Source organism: Streptomyces sp. HD, from assembly GCF_028369295.1.
Taxonomy (GTDB): domain Bacteria; phylum Actinomycetota; class Actinomycetes; order Streptomycetales; family Streptomycetaceae; genus Streptomyces.
In genome coordinates this window covers 50,863-67,211 of record NZ_JAQMYP010000002.1, presented here as the reverse complement: position 1 = coordinate 67,211, position 16,349 = coordinate 50,863, and the positions used below count along the sequence as shown (strand labels likewise).

Genomic DNA, 16,349 nt, shown 5'->3' with positions numbered 1-16,349 from the left:
AGCGCGGATGCGCTCAGGAGGTCTTGATCCAGATGCGGTACTCGCTCGTGCCGTTCGCGTTGCGGAACGGGATCTCGGCGAGCAGCCGGTAGTGCGGGTTGCCCCGGACGGCAGCGGCGACGATGTCGTCCATCCTCGGGTTGGTGAGCCCGTCGAGCACGATCAGGTCGAAGTCTCCGTCCTCGACCGCCGCCCGGTAGGCCTCGTCGCCGCCGTGGTACTTGCCCTTCGCGTCCTTGTACTCCATGCCGAAGAGGCTGTGCCACTGGTGGTGGCCGGCCCGGTCGTACAGGTAGTAGACGGGCACCTCGGGCGTCGAGGCGAGGTAGTTGCCCTTGCGGTCCACATGCGGCTCGATGGCGTTGATCATCTTCGTGGAGTCGGGCCAGATGTCGAAACGCCGGTCCGCCTGCTGAATGCCGAGGCACAGCACCGCCGTCCAGAGCATGATGCCGAGCTGGGGATAGCGGAAGTGCGCACCCACCAGGCGGGTCACCCCCACACCCGCCATCGGCGCCGCGAAGAGCAGACCGAAGCCGACGTGCTTGAACAGCGAGACCACGGTCCCCAGATGGATCTGGTACGCCGGTGCCAGCACGGCCGTGCCGCACAGCACCAGGCCGAGCAGGGCCCGCCAGCGCCAGCCGGGGTTGCCGAGGCGCAGGGCCAGCGGCGACTCGTTCATACGGCTGCGGCGCAGGTACGAGACGGCACCGCCGACGGCGGCCAGGAACATCAGCCCGCCCCAATTGACGGTCTGCTCCAGCAGGAACTCGGTGGTGTCGGTGCCGTGGGCCCGGTCGGTGGTGGTCTGCCGGACACCGGCCATCAGGTCGGTGGTGTACATCCCCGCCGCCAGGAGACCGCCGATGCCGAGCGCGAGCAGCGCCATCCGCACGAAGGCCCTGCCGCCCTTGTGCGGCCACGCGGTCAGGAGCGCGAGCACGACGATCGTCGGCAGATACAGCGCGGACGCGTACTTCACCCCTACCGCCAGCACCCCGACGGGCGCGGCCGGCAGCACGGCGATCACGGGCGCCCGGTCGGTGCAGACGACGATCCAGGTGGCCAGGGCCAGCAGGAACACCGCGGCCGCGTCGTAGGTGGCGAAATAACCCATGACGACCGTGGACTGGAGCACCGCGAACAGCGCGGCGGCGGCCAGCGCGGCCCGCTCGTTGAACAGGCGCCGCGAGAACGAGTACAGCAGCCCGGTCGTGCAGAGCATGAAGAGCAGGCTCAGGGTCCGCGCCCCGGCCAGCCCGAACTTCGCGTCCACGAGCGCGGCGAGCACCGGGTAGAGCTGCGGCGAGCCGGAGAAGTACGCGGCGTAGTCGCGGGGCAGCTCGGTGCCGTTGAGCAGGTGGTCCAGCTCGGCGTGGCCGGCCGCCAGGTACAGCGCCTCGTCCTGGAAGGCGGTGTTGGACAGCCGCAGCGACAGCGCCGCCTGGATGGCCATGATGCACAGCAGCACGACCCGGCTGACCCAGGCCCGCCGCCTGCTCGCCGCCATCTCCCAGCCGGCTTCCGGCGTTTCGGGGATGTGGTACTCGGGCTCGTCCGGCACCTGCTGGTACTGCACCGTGCGCAGCGCGTACGTCGGCTGGTCCTCGTGCTGTCCGTGCGGCTGCGACGGGATCTGCCCCGGGTAGGGCTCCTGGTACTGCTCCTGCTGGTACCCATACCGCCCGTTGGAGTTGAACCAGCTGGAGGCCGACTCCTCCTCGGCGTACGGATCGTAGGGCTGAGGCGTGTAGTGGTCGTGTCGGGAGGTCATCACGGCTTCCGTACGTCGAAGCCGAAGCTGTCGTCGGCGGCCAGGCGCTTGAACTCCTTCAGCGCCAGCGGGCTCGCCTCCAGCCGCCAGTCGGAACGCTTTTTATGGTTGAACCAGACGAAGCCGAGCATGTCGTCGTCCGCCCGGACGCCCGCGAACAGACTGCGGATGTCGGCGCGCCGCCGCTCACCGGCCATCGCGGCCGTCTCCAGCAGGATCATCGGCTTCCTGGTGAAGGTGCGGACCTGGTCCCGGGTCGGCCCGAAGACGCTGTCGAAGGCGCTGTCCTCCTCGATCGTCCAGTAGCCGATCAGCCCGACCCAGTCGACGTAGGCGTCGCCCGGGTAGTACGGCTTGAGCCTGACGCTCCTGACCGGGTTGACGATGTTGGGCGACCAGGCCCAGATGACGTTCGAGGCGCCGGCGTCGATGAAGGTCCTGTGGATGTGCCGCCAGGCGGCCACATAGTCCGCGGGGGTCACGTCCTTCGTGCCCCACTTCTCCCAGTGCCCGTTGAACTCGTCGGCGAAGGAGATCACGACGGGCAGGTTCAGCTTGCGGACGGCCGTCGCGTACTCCTTGATGTACGCGTCCGACTTGCCGCCCGCGATGTCGGCGACCGGTGTGTCGAAGGGCTCCCACGACATCAGCGTCATGGCGCCCGCACGCCAGGCGTTGCGCACACCGGTGGCGTCGAACCCGTCGCCCCAGCCGGCGTAGTACTCGACCAGGTTCGGCTGCTTGCCGACCATCCTCGTGTACGCGTCGATGCCCTTCATGGAGGTCGGGGCGCCGTCGACGGCGGCGCCGAAGTACTTCTTGCCGGGCTTCAGCAGGGGTACGACGTCGTAGGGCACGTCGCCCGCGGGGCTCGCGCCGGCATCGGTGCCGGCCTCGCCCTGCCGCCCGCTCTGCGAGGAGCCGTCCGACGCGTCACCGGCGAGCACCGAGCAGCCGCTGAGCGCGAGCACACCGCTGAGCAGACAGGCCGCGAGCGCCGTACGGACACGGGTGTACGACCGGATGTACGACCGCATCAGGCAGTCACCGCCTTCTCCCGCGGCTGGACCAGAACCCGGCCCACGACGAGGGCGTAGAAGAGCCCCGAGGACAGGATCAGGGCGAAGTCCGGGGCGTCCATGGTGAACGTCCGGTAGACCGCTCCCACGACCCAGATCAGCGCGGTGCCGCCGCTCCACACCCACATGCCGATCCAGAAGCGCCGGGTCTTGTTCGTCTTGGCGCCGGAGGAGCCGGTGGGCTGCCAGCCCATGCGGTTCTTGCGGAGGATGTCCCAGATGGCGAAGACATGCGCCCAGCCGTACATCATGCGGGCCGCCCAGGCCTCCAGCCGGTAGGGCGCCCTGTGCCACATCGGGAAGACGATCGTGGTGTAGATGATGCTGGGCAGCACCAGCGCCAGATGCTCGACCATGAGCTTCTCCGGCATCATCAGCAGCAGCACGATCGGGATGACCGGGGCGGCGAAGGTGAACAGCGCCGTGTGGATGTAGTAGAAGAAGCCGGACATGTAGCACAGGCGGCTGGAGAGCCGGATCTTCGCCTGCCAGAACTTCCGGCTGCCGAGCAGGCTCATCGAGCCGGAGCACCACCGGTACTGCTGGTTGAAGAAGGCCCCCGCGCTGTCCGGGCAGACCCCCGTCGACACCGCGACCGGCACATACCGCAGGTCCCAGCCGAGCCCCCGCAGGTCGAAGCCGGTGTGCACGTCCTCGGAGTGCTCGATCAGCGTCGTACCGCCGTTGGTCTCCAGCGCCGCCCGCCGGTACACCGCGCAGCTGCCGACGCAGATCGCGCCGTCGCTCCCCTGCCGCGAGACCTGCACGGACCGGTAGAACAGCTCCTGTACCGCGCCCGCGCCGCGCTCGATCCAGTTCTGCGAGTCAAGCACCCGGAAGTACTGCGGCGACTGGACGATCCCGATGCTCGGGTCCGCCTCCAGATACGGCAGCAGTTCCTGGAGCAGGTCGGCGCGCGGGGTGAAGTCGGCGTCCAGGATCAGGATGTACCGGCCGTCGGACTGCCCGAACCCGAAGTGCAGGTTGCCGGCCTTCTTGAACCAGCCGCGGTTCTCCCGGGTGCCGTAGCGGAACCCGAAGTCCCGCGCCATGGCGGCCAGCTCGGGGCCGGCCCCGTCATCGAGCACGAACGGAACGCAGACCCCGGGATACCGGTCGGCCATCGCCCGCACATGCCGCCAGGTGTTGTGCAGCACCTCGATGGGCTCGCCGCACACCGGCAGGAAGACGTCGACCGTCGGATACACCTCGGGCCGCCAGTTGTGCACCAGCCGCTTGTGGTGCGCGATGTCGAAGTCCCGGGTGAAACCGTTCACCCGCAGCGACACCAGGTAGTACAGCACCGTGAACAGCAGCAGCGGCGTGTAGATCCACAGCACCGGCGACGACTGGGCCAGCTTGAACTGGCTCACCACCAGGCAGCAGAAACTGATCAGCGAACTGATCGTCAGGATCCACAGCCGCCGTCTGGCGTAGGAGTACTTCTCCTTGTCCGACGGCGGTAACGGCAGCAGCCCCAGCGGAGCCCCGTCACCCCGTCCCGCCTTCCGCCGCCCGCCTCCGTTGTTCTGGCGCACGGCACGGTGCCCCCCAGTCCGCGCAGGACCGACTGAACTCATGCCAAACCCACCCCCGGGCCTGGAAACGGCCCGTTGACACCCCCACCCTCACTCGGCCTTCCCCATGCCGAAATGCCGCACGTTCGAGCATTCGAACAATGGCCGAGCCGCTCGAACCAGCGGCCGAGCGACGAAAGGCTATACGAGAGGTAAGAAGGTCGTAAGAGGCTCCACGGGGCTTACGCCCGGTACGTCCAGACACCGGCACTATCTACTGCCAAATGTCAGGTAACTAGCAGGTTTCGCACCCGGACACCCCGGGCAGGGTTCGCCGGTTCCGCGCTTCCTTGTTCCGAGCGGCGAGCAACTCGTCGGCGGGATACCCCACCTCTTCGAGGGTCAGCCCATGGGGCCGTACGACATGTACGGCGGAGTCCCTGACCCCGGCGGCGAGCACCTTGCCCGGCCAGTCGGCGGGCCGGTGTCCGTCCCCCACGAACAGCAACGCCCCGATCAGCGAACGGACCATGTTGTGGCAGAAGGCGTCGGCCCGAACGGTGGCGGTGATGATCCCGTCGTCCCCCCGAACCAGGCTCAGCTGCTGCAGCGTACGAATCGTGGTGGCCCCCTCCCGCTTCTTGCAGTAGGCCGCGAAGTCATGCTCCCCGAGCAGCCGTCCGGCGGCCTCGTTCATGGCGTCTACGTCCAGGGGCCAGTCATGCCAGAGGACATGACTGCGCAGCAGCGGATCGACCCCGCCGGGATTGTCGGTGACGCGATACGCGTACCGCCGCCAGACCGCCGAGAACCGCGCGTTGAACCCACTGGGCGCCTCCCTGAGCGCCCACACCCGCACGTCCTTCGACAGGCGCCCGGCAAGCCGCTTGAGCAACTTCTCGTGATGCTCACGCCACACCGGCTCCGGCAGATCGACATGCGCCACCTGCCCCCGCGCATGCACACCGGCATCCGTACGCCCCGCCACGGTCAGCTCATACGCCACACCGCCCGACCGCGTAACGGTCCGCAGCGCCTCCTCGATCTCCCCCTGCACGGTCCGCCGCCCCCCGGCCTGCTTGGCCCACCCGGAGAACTCGCTCCCGTCGTAGGAGAGATCAAGACGGACACGGACGTAACCCGGCTCTACTTCGTCACTCACCCAGAGATCCTCTCACCCACACAAAAGCGGGCCCGCTCCTCGAAAGGAACGGGCCCGCAAACGCCCTGAAGGGGCGCGGGGAACTGCGCGACCAGCCACGACGGAGCCGCAGCCGCAGACGCACAGCCCCGGCAGAACGCTTACGCGTCCTTGGACTCCTCGGCGGCAGCCTCGTCGGCCTTGGTCGTGTCGACCGTGGCCTCAGCAACCTCGGCGTCCTTGGCGGCACGCTTGGTGGCGGCCTCGGCCTCACCCGTGGCCTCCTGCGCGACCGTCAGCGCCTCGACCAGCTCGATGACAGCCATGGGCGCGTTGTCGCCACGACGGTTACCGATCTTGGTGATACGGGTGTAGCCACCCGGACGGTTCTCGTACCGCGGGCCGATCTCGGTGAAGAGCGTGTGGACGACGCTCTTGTCCGTGATGACCTGGAGCACCTGACGGCGGTTGTGAAGGTCACCCTTCTTCGCCTTGGTCACCAGACGCTCGGCGTACGGCCGCAGACGGCGGGCCTTCGCCTCGGTGGTGGTGATACGGCCGTGCTCGAAGAGCGCCTTCGCGAGGTTCGCGAGGAGCAGCTTCTCGTGCGCGGCACTGCCGCCCAGACGGGCACCCTTGGTGGGCTTCGGCATTTCGTTTCTCCTGTGTGTCTGCCCCGGCCGTACTAGGTACCGGGGTCAGTATCCGAGCGGGCGGTTGCCCGTCGGAGATCCGGTCAGGGCCCCGAAGGGGTCCGACCGGAAGGGGCGCGGGGCTGTGTCGATCTGCGGCTCCGCCGCGTGGGCGCGACAAGCCACAGCACACCCGCACCCAGAAACCGGCAGTCGGTCCCGAGCTCTTAGTACTGCTCGGTCTCGACGAACCCGGCGTCTGCATCGTCGTCCGCGCCGAAGGCATCCGCCGCGGCCGTGGGGTCGAATCCGGGCGGGCTGTCCTTCAGGGCCAGGCCCATGCCGGCCAGCTTCGCCTTGACCTCGTCGATCGACTTCGCACCGAAGTTGCGGATGTCGAGGAGGTCCGCCTCGGAACGCGCCACGAGCTCACCCACGGAGTGGATACCCTCGCGCTTGAGGCAGTTGTACGACCGAACGGTGAGCTCCAGCTCCTCGATCGGCAGCGCCAGGTCAGCGGCCAGGGCGGCGTCCGTGGGGGACGGGCCCATGTCGATGCCCTCGGCGTCGATGTTCAGCTCGCGGGCGAGACCGAACAGCTCGACCAGGGTCTTGCCGGCCGACGCCATGGCGTCACGCGGACGCATCGCCTGCTTGGTCTCGACGTCGACGATCAGCTTGTCGAAGTCGGTCCGCTGCTCGACACGGGTCGCCTCGACCTTGTACGTGACCTTCAGCACAGGGCTGTAGATGGAGTCGACCGGGATACGACCGATCTCCTGGCCCACCTGCTTGTTCTGCACGGCGGAGACGTAACCACGGCCACGCTCGACCGTGAGCTCCATCTCCAGCTTGCCCTTGCCGTTGAGCGTGGCCAGGACCAGGTCGGGGTTGTGCACCTCGACACCGGCCGGGGGCGCGATGTCGGCGGCGGTGACCAGACCCGGACCCTGCTTGCGCAGGTACATCACGACCGGCTCGTCGTGCTCCGAGGAGACGACCAGCTGCTTGATGTTGAGGATCAGGTCGGTGACGTCCTCCTTGACGCCCGGCACGGTGGTGAACTCGTGCAGCACGCCGTCGATACGGATGGACGTGACCGCCGCACCCGGGATCGAGGACAGGAGGGTCCGGCGCAGGGAGTTGCCGAGGGTGTAGCCGAAGCCCGGCTCCAGCGGCTCGATCACGAACCGGGAGCGGAACTCGTCGACGACCTCTTCGGTCAACGAGGGACGCTGAGCGATCAGCATGTGTGGATCAGATCCTTCTTTCGTGGACGCCCGCTATTTGACGCCCGACGGAACCGCCCCGACGAAAAGGACGGGTACTGCAAGGGTACGGGCGATACGGCCCTACAGAGCCGTACCGCCCGAATACCCGAAGCCAACCGGCCGTGCGTCAGACGCGACGACGCTTCGGCGGACGGCAGCCGTTGTGCGGGGTCGGGGTGACGTCCTGGATGGAGCCAACCTCAAGACCCGTGGCCTGCAGGGAGCGGATCGCGGTCTCACGACCCGAACCCGGCCCCTTCACGAACACGTCGACCTTGCGCATGCCGTGCTCCTGGGCGCGGCGGGCAGCCGACTCGGCGGCCATCTGCGCGGCGAACGGCGTGGACTTCCGGGAGCCCTTGAAGCCGACGTGGCCGGCGGAGGCCCAGGAGATCACGTTGCCGGACGGGTCCGTGATGGAGACGATCGTGTTGTTGAACGTGCTCTTGATGTGCGCGTGGCCGTGAGCGACGTTCTTCTTTTCCTTGCGGCGCACCTTCTTGGCAGCGCCCTGACGACCCTTGGGGGGCATCTGTACTCCTACGGGAGGTGGTCGGTCCTACAGCGAAGACCGCTGGACGGTGAAGTCCGCTGTGGACTACTTCTTGCCCGGCTTCTTCTTGCCGGCGATGGCGCGACGCGGGCCCTTGCGGGTGCGGGCGTTGGTGCTGGTGCGCTGACCGCGGACGGGGAGACCGCGACGGTGACGCAGACCCTGGTAGCAGCCGATCTCCACCTTGCGGCGGATGTCGGCCTGAATCTCACGACGGAGGTCACCCTCGGTCCTGATGTTGTTGTCCACGTACTCGCGGATCGCGACGAGCTGCTCCTCGGAGAGGTCGCGAACGCGGGTGTTCGGGTCGATGCCGGTGGCAGCCAGCGTCTGCTGCGAAAGGGTCCGGCCGATGCCGAACACGTAGGTGAGGGCGACCTCCACGCGCTTTTCGCGCGGGATGTCAACACCGGAAACGCGTGCCATTCAATGGCTCCTGGTGATCTTCGGAGGTCTTCCGCAGAACCGACTCCCAGCCGCCGTACCAGGTACGAACTGGGTCCCCGGCCTCCGAACCGGGGGTGTCAGACCCGAGGGTCTGGGTCCTGCGTATGAACATATTCAGCTCGCGTCGCGCGAAAACTCTGCGATAGAGGTGCAGAGGGGGTGGTCGTGCGTCAGCCCTGGCGCTGCTTGTGGCGCGGGTTGTCGCAGATGACCATGACCCGACCGTGACGGCGGATCACCCTGCACTTGTCGCAGATCTTCTTGACGCTCGGCTTGACCTTCATTGGGTGAGGTTCTCCGGGTCAGTGCCATCACCCCGGGAAACCCGGGGCGCGGGCAAGATCTACTTGTACCGGTAGACGATCCGGCCACGCGTCAGGTCGTACGGAGACAGCTCCACCACGACCCGGTCGTCAGGGAGGATACGGATGTAGTGCATACGCATCTTGCCGCTGATGTGTGCCAGGACCTGGTGGCCGTTCTGGAGCTCGACCTTGAACATGGCGTTCGGCAGAGACTCGACGACAGTGCCCTCGATCTCGATGGCACCTTGCTTCTTGGCCACGCTTCGCCCTTCGGAATCGACTACCTTGATCGACTCCCTTGCGTCCCTTACGGGCGCATGCAGACATGCGGATGCACGAGAGCCGACGAGTCAGTCTACGTCAGCGCACCCGGAAAGACGAATCGAGGGATCCTGCCCCAAGAGACAGATCATTAAGCGCGCCCCAAAGGGGCGCGGGGAACTGCGCGCTCAACCCCCACACACGCGCAGCCGCCACACAACACAGCCCGGCCCCCGGGAAGGCGACCTCAGGCCAGCGGATCGGGCGCAGCGACGATCCCGTACTCCGCCAGCTTCGCCTTACCCCCGTCGGGAGACGTGAGCACCAACGGCCCCTCCTCGGTCAACGCGACCGAGTGCTCCCAGTGGGACGACCACGTGCCGTCGGTGGTGATGACGGTCCAGTCGTCCGAGAGGACCTCCGTCTTCGGCGTCCCCAGCGAAACCATCGGCTCGATCGCGAGGCAGAACCCCGGGACCAGCTTCGGCCCCTTGCCCCGCCGCCGCTCGACGTAGTTCAGCAGATGCGGGTCCATGTGCATCTCGGTGCCGATGCCGTGGCCGCCGTAGTCCTCGATGATCCCGTAGCGGCCGCCGCCCGGCTTCGGCTGCCGGCGAATGTACGTCTCGATGGCCCGGGAGACGTCGACCAGACGGCTCCCCTGCTTCATGGCCGCGATGCCGGCCCACATCGACTCCTCGGTCACCCGGGAGAGCTCGACCAGCTCCGGAGCGTGACCAGAGCCCACGAAGGCGGTGTACGCGGCGTCGCCGTGCCAGCCGTCGATGATGGCGCCGGCGTCGATGGAGATGATGTCGCCGTCCTTGAGGACGACCTCGTCGGACGGGATGCCGTGGACCACGACCTCGTTCACGGAGGTGCAGATCGTCGCCGGGAACCCGCCGTACCCGAGGAAGTTCGACTTGGCGCCGTGCTCCGCGATCACCTTGCGGGCGACCTCGTCCAGATCCTTGGTACTGGCCCCGGGCACCGCGGCCTCACGCGTGGCCGCGTGAATGGCGGCGACGACCAGCCCCGCCTCACGCATCTTGGCGATCTGCTCGGGGGACTTGATCTGCACCATGGGGACGAGCGCCTTTCTCGGACTGTACTGGTGGGACTGAATCAACCATAAGGGCGGAGCCGACACACCCCACCCCACGCAGCAGCCGCGGCCCCCTCATCGGGAACCGCGGCCTGAGCTACGTACGAGCTGTGAAGGCTCCTACTTGGCGTCCTCGTCACGCTGGAGCGCCTCCATGGCGCGTGCCGTGACCTCTTCGACCTTGCCGAGCGCGGAGATGGTGACCACCAGCCCCTGCGCCTTGTAGTAGTCGATGATCGGCTCGGTCTGCGTGTGGTAGACCTCCAGCCGCTTGCGCACGGTCTCCTCGGAGTCGTCGTCCCGCTGGTACAGCTCGCCGCCGCAGACGTCGCAGACGCCTTCCGTCTTCGGCCGGCTGTACGTGACGTGGAAGACGTGGCTGGAGTCCTTGCGGCAGATCCGCCGCCCGGCGATCCGCTTGACGACCTCTTCCTCGGGGACCTCAAGGTCGAGCACCGCGTCCAGCTTCATGCTCTCGGACTGGAGCATCTCGTCGAGTGCCTCGGCCTGGGACACATTGCGCGGGAAGCCGTCCAGCAGGAAGCCGCCCTCGGCGTCCGGCTTCTCCATGCGGTCCTTGGCCATCCCGATGGTGACCTCGTCCGGCACCAGGTTGCCCGCGTCCATGTAGGACTTCGCGAGCTTCCCGAGCTCCGTCTGCTGGCTGATGTTGGCGCGGAACAGGTCGCCCGTGGAGATGTGCGGGATCGACAGGTTCTTGGCGAGGAACGCGGCCTGCGTTCCCTTGCCGGCACCCGGCGGCCCGACGAGGACGATACGCATCAGCGGAGGAACCCTTCGTAATTGCGCTGCTGGAGCTGGCTCTCGATCTGCTTCACCGTCTCAAGACCCACACCCACGATGATCAGGATGCTGGTCCCGCCGAACGGGAAGTTTTGGTCTGCCCCGAAACCAGCCAACGCCATCGTCGGCACGAGAGCGATCAGACCCAAGTACAGCGAGCCCGGCCAGGTGATCCGGTTGAGCACGTAGGAAAGGTACTCAGCGGTCGGTCGGCCAGCCCGGATGCCCGGGATGAAGCCACCATACTTCTTCATGTTGTCCGCGACTTCCTCGGGGTTGAACGAGATGGCCACGTAGAAGAACGCGAAGAAGACAATCAGGAAGAAGTAGAGAGCGATGTGAACGGGCGCCGAGGTGGAAGCCAGGTTGTCCTTGATCCAGGTCGCCCATCCCGCCTGCGAGTTGGTGAACTGCACGATCAATGCGGGGATGTAGAGCAGCGACGACGCGAAAATGACGGGAATCACACCCGCCTGGTTCACCTTGAGCGGGATGTACGTCGACGTACCGCCGTAGGAACGACGGCCGATCATGCGCTTCGCGTACTGCACCGGAATACGGCGTTGAGCCTGCTCGACGAAGACCACCAGGCCGACCATGACCAGGCCCACGGCGATGACGGTGCCGAACTCGATCCAACCGCCGGCCAGGGAGCCCTGCTGCTTGATGGCCCACAGCGCGGACGGGAAGGTCGCGGCGATCGAGATGAACATCAGGATCGACATGCCGTTGCCGATGCCGCGGTCGGTGATCAGCTCACCGAGCCACATGACGACGGCCGTACCGGCGGTCATGGTGATGACCATGACGATGGTGGTGAAGATCGAGCGGTCCGGCACGATCTGGCTGGCCACCTGGCACTGCGAGAAGAGCGAACCGCTGCGGGCGGTGGCCACCAGGCCGGTGCCCTGCAGGATGGCGAGCGCCACGGTCAGGTAACGGGTGTACTGGGTGATCTTCGCCGTACCGGCCTGGCCCTCCTTCTTGAGGGCTTCCAGACGCGGGATCACCACGGTGAGCAGCTGAAGGATGATGCTCGCCGTGATGTACGGCATGATGCCGAGCGCGAAGATCGTGATCTGGAGCAGCGCGCCACCACTGAACATGTTGACCAGACCGAACAGGCCGGTGTTGGCGTTCGCCTGGTCGATACAGATCTGAACGGCCTTGTAGTCGACACCGGGGATCGGAACATGTGTACCGACCCGATAGATCACGATGATGCCGAGCGTGAAGAGCAGCTTCTTGCGCAGGTCGGGCGTCTTGAACGCCCGGGCGAACGCGGTGAGCACGGTGCCTCCTGCGACCCCCGCGCTACTGCGTCAAGGGTGACGGTCTTGAGGTTCGACTAATAGGAACGACTTAGCTAACGGTCAACTGCCGCTCAGAGTGCCCCACAAGAAGCACTCAGTAAAAGTGGGCAGTGCAGGCCACCATACCGGCGAGACTGCCCCCCTTGGAACGACCAACCGGGGATACCCCATTTGTGGGGTATCCCCGGTCGGGATCGATCAAGTCATCGAGACGCCTGTTGCGTTCAGACGAGCTCGGTGACAGTGCCGCCGGCGGCGGTGATCTTCTCCTTGGCGGAGCCGGAGACGGCGTCGACCGTCACCTGCAGCGCCACGGAGATCTCACCCTGGCCGAGGACCTTGACGAGGCTGTTCTTGCGAACGGCACCCTTGGCCACCAGACCCTCGACGGTGACCTCGCCACCCTCGGGGTACAGCGCGGCCAGCTTGTCGAGGTTCACGACCTGGTACTCGGTCTTGAACGGGTTCTTGAAGCCCTTCAGCTTCGGGAGACGCATGTGGAGGGGCATCTGGCCACCCTCGAAGCGCTCCGGAACCTGGTAACGGGCCTTCGTACCCTTGGTACCACGACCGGCCGTCTTACCCTTCGACGCCTCACCACGACCCACACGGGTCTTGGCGGTCTTGGCGCCCGGGGCGGGACGGAGGTTGTGGATCTTGAGCGGGTTCTGCTCCGCCATGATCAGTCGACCTCCTCGACCGTCACGAGGTGGCGGACGGTGTGCACCATGCCGCGGAACTCGGGGCGGTCCTCCTTGACGACCTGCGTGTTGATGCCCTTGAGACCAAGGGAACGCAGGGTGTCACGGTGGTTCTGCTTGCTGCCGATGTACGACTTCGTCTGCGTGATCTTGAGCTGCGCCATTACGCACCAGCCCCGGCACGCGCACGCAGGAGAGCCGCGGGGGCGACGTCCTCAAGCGGCAGACCGCGGCGGGCCGCGACCTCCTCGGGACGCTGCAGGCCCTTGAGGGCCTCCACGGTCGCGTGCACGATGTTGATCGCGTTGTCGGAGCCGAGCGACTTCGACAGGATGTCGTGGATACCGGCGCACTCAAGCACGGCACGCACCGGGCCACCGGCGATAACACCGGTACCGGGGGACGCGGGCTTGAGCAGCACGACGCCGGCAGCCTTCTCACCCTGGATCGGGTGCGGGATGGTGCCCTGGATGCGGGGGACCTTGAAGAAGTGCTTCTTGGCCTCCTCAACACCCTTGGCGATGGCGGCCGGCACCTCCTTGGCCTTGCCGTATCCGACACCCACGGTGCCGTCACCGTCGCCCACCACGACCAGCGCGGTGAAGCTGAAGCGACGACCACCCTTCACAACCTTGGCGACGCGGTTGATCGCGACGACGCGCTCAACGTACGCGGTCTTCTCGGCGGCAGCAGCGCCGCCGTCACGGCCCTTCCGGTCCCGCCGCTCGCCGCCACCGGCACCGCTTCCACGGCGCTGGGGTCCAGCCATTGGATTACCTCTCTCTTTCCGCTAGCTACGGAAGCGGCTCAGAACTTGAGCCCGGCTTCGCGGGCGGCGTCCGCCAGGGCGGCGATGCGCCCGGCGTACTGGTTGCCACCACGGTCGAATACGACAGCCTCGACACCGGCGGCCTTGGCGCGCTCGGCGACCAGGGCGCCGACCTGCTTGGCCTGCGTGGACTTGTCGCTCTCGCCACCGCGGATCGAGGTGTCCAGGGTGGACGCCGACGCAAGGGTGTGACCCTTGAGGTCGTCGATCACCTGGGCCACGATGTGGCGGTTCGAGCGGGTCACGACCAGACGAGGACGCTCCGCCGTACCGTTGATCCGCTTGCGGATCCGGATGTGGCGGCGCTTGATCGCGGCGCGCTTGTAGGCGTCGCCCTTGAGGATCTTCTGTCCGTATGCCATGGCTTACTTACCCGCCTTTCCGACCTTGCGGCGGATGACTTCGCCCTCGTACTTGACGCCCTTGGCCTTGTACGGGTCGGGCTTGCGCAGCTTGCGGATGTTGGCCGCAACCTCGCCGACCTTCTGCTTGTCGATGCCCTCGACCGAGAAACGCGTGGGCGCCTCGACCTTGAAGGTGATGCCCTCGGGGGCCTCGACCAGAATCGGGTGGCTGTAACCGAGGGCGAACTCAAGGTTCGAACCCTTGGCGGTCACGCGGTAACCGACACCGCTGATTTCGAGCTTCTTCACGTAACCCTGGGTCACGCCGGTGATCATGTTCGCCACCAGCGTGCGGGACAGGCCGTGCAGGGCCTTGTTCTGACGCTCGTCGTTGGGGCGGGTGACGTTCAGGACGCCGTCCTCACCCTTGGCGATGTCGATCGGCGAAGCGACGGTGTGGGTCAGCGTGCCCTTGGGGCCCTTGACCGAGACCGTACGGCCGTCGATGGTGACGTCCACGCCGGCGGGAACCGTGATGGGGAGCTTGCCAATACGCGACATAGCTGTTTCCTCCGTTCCCTTCCGCTACCAGACGTAGGCGAGGACTTCCCCACCCACGCCCTTCTTGCCGGCCTGCTTGTCGGTGAGGAGCCCGTGCGACGTGGAGATGATCGCCACGCCGAGGCCGCCGAGCACCTTCGGCAGGTTGGTGGACTTCGCGTAAACCCGGAGACCGGGCTTGGAGATCCGCTTGATGCCCGCGATGGAGCGCTCACGGTTGGGGCCGAACTTCAGCTCCAGGACGAGGTTCTTGCCGACCTCGGCGTCCTCGACCTTCCAGCCCGTGATGAAGCCCTCCTGCTGGAGGATCTCCGCGATGTGCGACTTGATCTTCGATGCCGGCATCGTCACGGAGTCGTGGTATGCCGAGTTCGCGTTCCGCAGACGCGTAAGCATGTCTGCGATCGGATCAGTCATGGTCATGAATTGGCCTTCGGCCTCTCTCGCCGGGGTTTCCTGATGCGCCATCCCTCTCCCCGATCCGAGACGGGACGGGTGCGGCGCGGTGGACCTACGGCGTAGTAAGTCGTACGGGCGCGACAGGCGCCCAACCCCACAAGCCTAAGCCATGCGGGGGTGGGCCCCTGTCCACCCAGATGCTTACCGAGAGCTTCAGGAATCCCTAAAAACAGGGATTACCAGGAGCTCTTGGTCACGCCCGGCAGCTCGCCACGGTGAGCCATCTCACGAAGGCACACGCGGCACAGGCCGAACTTGCGGTACACGGAGTGCGGACGGCCGCAGCGCTGGCAGCGCGTGTAGCCACGCACACCGAACTTGGGCTTGCGAGCAGCCTTGGCAATCAGAGCCTTCTTCGCCATCTCGCTCACGCCTCCTTGAACGGGAAGCCGAGGTGACGAAGGAGCGCGCGGCCCTCAGCGTCGTTGGTCGCCGTGGTGACCACGGTGATGTCCATACCCCGGGTACGGTCGATCTTGTCCTGGTCGATCTCGTGGAACATGACCTGCTCCGTGAGACCGAAGGTGTAGTTGCCACGGCCGTCGAACTGCTTGGGGGACAGACCACGGAAGTCGCGGATGCGCGGCAGCGCGAGCGACAGGGTGCGGTCCAGGAACTCCCACATGCGGTCGCCACGGAGCGTGACGTGGGCACCGATCGGCTGACCCTCACGCAGCTTGAACTGCGCGATGGACTTGCGGGCCTTGGTGACGGCCGGCTTCTGACCGGTGATCGTGGTGAGGTCGCGGATGGCGCCCTCGATCAGCTTGGAGTCGCGGGCGGCGTCGCCCACACCCATGTTGACCACGATCTTGACGAGGCCGGGGATCTGCATGACGTTCTCGTACTTGAACTCGTCACGCAGCTTGCCCGCGATCTCCTCGCGGTACTTCTGCTTCAGACGCGGGCTGGTGGTGGTCGTCATCAGATGTCCTCACCCGTCCGCTTGGCAACGCGGATCTTGTTGCCTTCGTCGTCGAAGCGGTAACCGACACGCGTGACGACCTTGTTGCCGTCCTTCTCAACGACCAGCTGGACGTTGGAGACGTGGATCGGCGCCTCGGTCGTGACGATGCCACCGGCCTGCGAACCGCGAGCGGTCGGGCCGGCCTTGGTGTGCTTCTTGACCCGGTTGACACCCTCGACCAGGACACGCTCGTCGCGCGGGTAAGCGGCAATGACCTTGCCCTGCTTGCCCTTGTCCTTACCGGTGATGACCTGGACCAGGTCGCCCTTCTTGATCTTCATGC

The 16,349-nt window shown here is 66.5% G+C and carries 22 protein-coding genes; all 22 read right to left on the bottom strand.

Going from position 1 to position 16,349, the window contains the following annotated elements; genetic code table 11:
* Positions 1 to 13 precede the first annotated feature (13 nt).
* Positions 14 to 1,777 carry a glycosyltransferase family 39 protein gene (locus tag POF73_RS02225; protein WP_272112671.1) on the bottom strand — a complete coding sequence of 588 codons (1,764 nt, stop codon included), beginning with the start codon at positions 1,775 to 1,777 and terminating at the stop codon, positions 14 to 16.
* Positions 1,777 to 2,814, bottom strand: a complete 1,038-nt coding sequence (locus tag POF73_RS02220) for a glycoside hydrolase family 26 protein (protein ID WP_272112670.1) — start codon at positions 2,812 to 2,814, stop codon at positions 1,777 to 1,779. The genes POF73_RS02225 and POF73_RS02220 overlap by 1 nt, the downstream gene beginning before the upstream one ends.
* Positions 2,814 to 4,232 (bottom strand): glycosyltransferase family 2 protein, encoded by a 1,419-nt coding sequence (locus POF73_RS02215; protein ID WP_272112901.1) that lies wholly within the window; start codon positions 4,230 to 4,232, stop codon positions 2,814 to 2,816. Before POF73_RS02215 ends, POF73_RS02220 begins: the two co-directional genes overlap by 1 nt.
* A gap of 436 nt (positions 4,233 to 4,668) precedes the next feature.
* Positions 4,669 to 5,535, bottom strand: coding sequence for a tRNA pseudouridine(38-40) synthase TruA (gene truA / locus POF73_RS02210; RefSeq protein WP_272112669.1), 867 nt, complete (start codon positions 5,533 to 5,535; stop codon positions 4,669 to 4,671).
* A gap of 140 nt (positions 5,536 to 5,675) precedes the next feature.
* Positions 5,676 to 6,167: a 50S ribosomal protein L17 gene (gene rplQ, locus POF73_RS02205; protein WP_272112668.1), complete on the bottom strand. Its 492-nt coding sequence runs from the start codon at positions 6,165 to 6,167 to the stop codon at positions 5,676 to 5,678.
* A 206-nt stretch (positions 6,168 to 6,373) separates the two neighbouring features.
* Complete coding sequence (locus POF73_RS02200) at positions 6,374 to 7,396, bottom strand: DNA-directed RNA polymerase subunit alpha (RefSeq protein ID WP_003966937.1); 1,023 nt, start codon at positions 7,394 to 7,396, stop codon at positions 6,374 to 6,376.
* Positions 7,397 to 7,544: 148 nt separating this feature from the next.
* The gene (rpsK, locus tag POF73_RS02195; protein ID WP_003956432.1) at positions 7,545 to 7,949 is read right to left on the bottom strand and encodes a 30S ribosomal protein S11; all 405 of its coding nucleotides are present in this window, start codon (positions 7,947 to 7,949) and stop codon (positions 7,545 to 7,547) included.
* Between the two features lie 66 nt (positions 7,950 to 8,015).
* The gene (gene rpsM, locus POF73_RS02190; RefSeq protein WP_272112667.1) at positions 8,016 to 8,396 is read right to left on the bottom strand and encodes a 30S ribosomal protein S13; all 381 of its coding nucleotides are present in this window, start codon (positions 8,394 to 8,396) and stop codon (positions 8,016 to 8,018) included.
* Positions 8,397 to 8,587: 191 nt separating this feature from the next.
* Positions 8,588 to 8,701 carry a 50S ribosomal protein L36 gene (rpmJ, locus tag POF73_RS02185; RefSeq protein WP_003974245.1) on the bottom strand — a complete coding sequence of 38 codons (114 nt, stop codon included), beginning with the start codon at positions 8,699 to 8,701 and terminating at the stop codon, positions 8,588 to 8,590.
* Positions 8,702 to 8,760: 59 nt separating this feature from the next.
* Positions 8,761 to 8,982 carry a translation initiation factor IF-1 gene (gene infA, locus POF73_RS02180; protein ID WP_003948620.1) on the bottom strand — a complete coding sequence of 74 codons (222 nt, stop codon included), beginning with the start codon at positions 8,980 to 8,982 and terminating at the stop codon, positions 8,761 to 8,763.
* A 248-nt stretch (positions 8,983 to 9,230) separates the two neighbouring features.
* Positions 9,231 to 10,067, bottom strand: a complete 837-nt coding sequence (gene map / locus POF73_RS02175; RefSeq protein ID WP_272112666.1) for a type I methionyl aminopeptidase — start codon at positions 10,065 to 10,067, stop codon at positions 9,231 to 9,233.
* Between the two features lie 141 nt (positions 10,068 to 10,208).
* A complete protein-coding gene (locus tag POF73_RS02170; protein WP_272112665.1) occupies positions 10,209 to 10,871 on the bottom strand; it encodes an adenylate kinase in 663 nt (220 codons plus the stop codon).
* The gene (secY, locus tag POF73_RS02165) at positions 10,871 to 12,184 is read right to left on the bottom strand and encodes a preprotein translocase subunit SecY (protein ID WP_272112664.1); all 1,314 of its coding nucleotides are present in this window, start codon (positions 12,182 to 12,184) and stop codon (positions 10,871 to 10,873) included. Before secY ends, POF73_RS02170 begins: the two co-directional genes overlap by 1 nt.
* Positions 12,185 to 12,429: 245 nt before the next feature.
* A complete protein-coding gene (rplO, locus tag POF73_RS02160; protein WP_014674382.1) occupies positions 12,430 to 12,885 on the bottom strand; it encodes a 50S ribosomal protein L15 in 456 nt (151 codons plus the stop codon).
* Positions 12,886 to 12,887: 2 nt separating this feature from the next.
* Entirely contained in the window at positions 12,888 to 13,070 is a 183-nt protein-coding gene (rpmD, locus tag POF73_RS02155; RefSeq protein ID WP_005481207.1) for a 50S ribosomal protein L30, read from the bottom strand.
* Entirely contained in the window at positions 13,070 to 13,675 is a 606-nt protein-coding gene (gene rpsE, locus POF73_RS02150; RefSeq protein ID WP_016434633.1) for a 30S ribosomal protein S5, read from the bottom strand. The genes rpmD and rpsE overlap by 1 nt, the downstream gene beginning before the upstream one ends.
* A gap of 38 nt (positions 13,676 to 13,713) precedes the next feature.
* Positions 13,714 to 14,097 carry a 50S ribosomal protein L18 gene (gene rplR, locus POF73_RS02145; RefSeq protein WP_030046384.1) on the bottom strand — a complete coding sequence of 128 codons (384 nt, stop codon included), beginning with the start codon at positions 14,095 to 14,097 and terminating at the stop codon, positions 13,714 to 13,716.
* Between the two features lie 3 nt (positions 14,098 to 14,100).
* Positions 14,101 to 14,640, bottom strand: a complete 540-nt coding sequence (gene rplF, locus POF73_RS02140; RefSeq protein WP_272112663.1) for a 50S ribosomal protein L6 — start codon at positions 14,638 to 14,640, stop codon at positions 14,101 to 14,103.
* A 24-nt stretch (positions 14,641 to 14,664) separates the two neighbouring features.
* Positions 14,665 to 15,063, bottom strand: a complete 399-nt coding sequence (gene rpsH, locus POF73_RS02135; RefSeq protein ID WP_007384075.1) for a 30S ribosomal protein S8 — start codon at positions 15,061 to 15,063, stop codon at positions 14,665 to 14,667.
* Positions 15,064 to 15,275: 212 nt separating this feature from the next.
* Positions 15,276 to 15,461: a type Z 30S ribosomal protein S14 gene (locus tag POF73_RS02130; protein ID WP_003948630.1), complete on the bottom strand. Its 186-nt coding sequence runs from the start codon at positions 15,459 to 15,461 to the stop codon at positions 15,276 to 15,278.
* 5 nt (positions 15,462 to 15,466) lie between these two features.
* Positions 15,467 to 16,024: a 50S ribosomal protein L5 gene (gene rplE / locus POF73_RS02125; RefSeq protein ID WP_272112662.1), complete on the bottom strand. Its 558-nt coding sequence runs from the start codon at positions 16,022 to 16,024 to the stop codon at positions 15,467 to 15,469.
* Complete coding sequence (gene rplX, locus POF73_RS02120) at positions 16,024 to 16,347, bottom strand: 50S ribosomal protein L24 (protein WP_053674523.1); 324 nt, start codon at positions 16,345 to 16,347, stop codon at positions 16,024 to 16,026. Before rplX ends, rplE begins: the two co-directional genes overlap by 1 nt.
* Between the last annotated feature and the right edge of the window lie 2 nt (positions 16,348 to 16,349).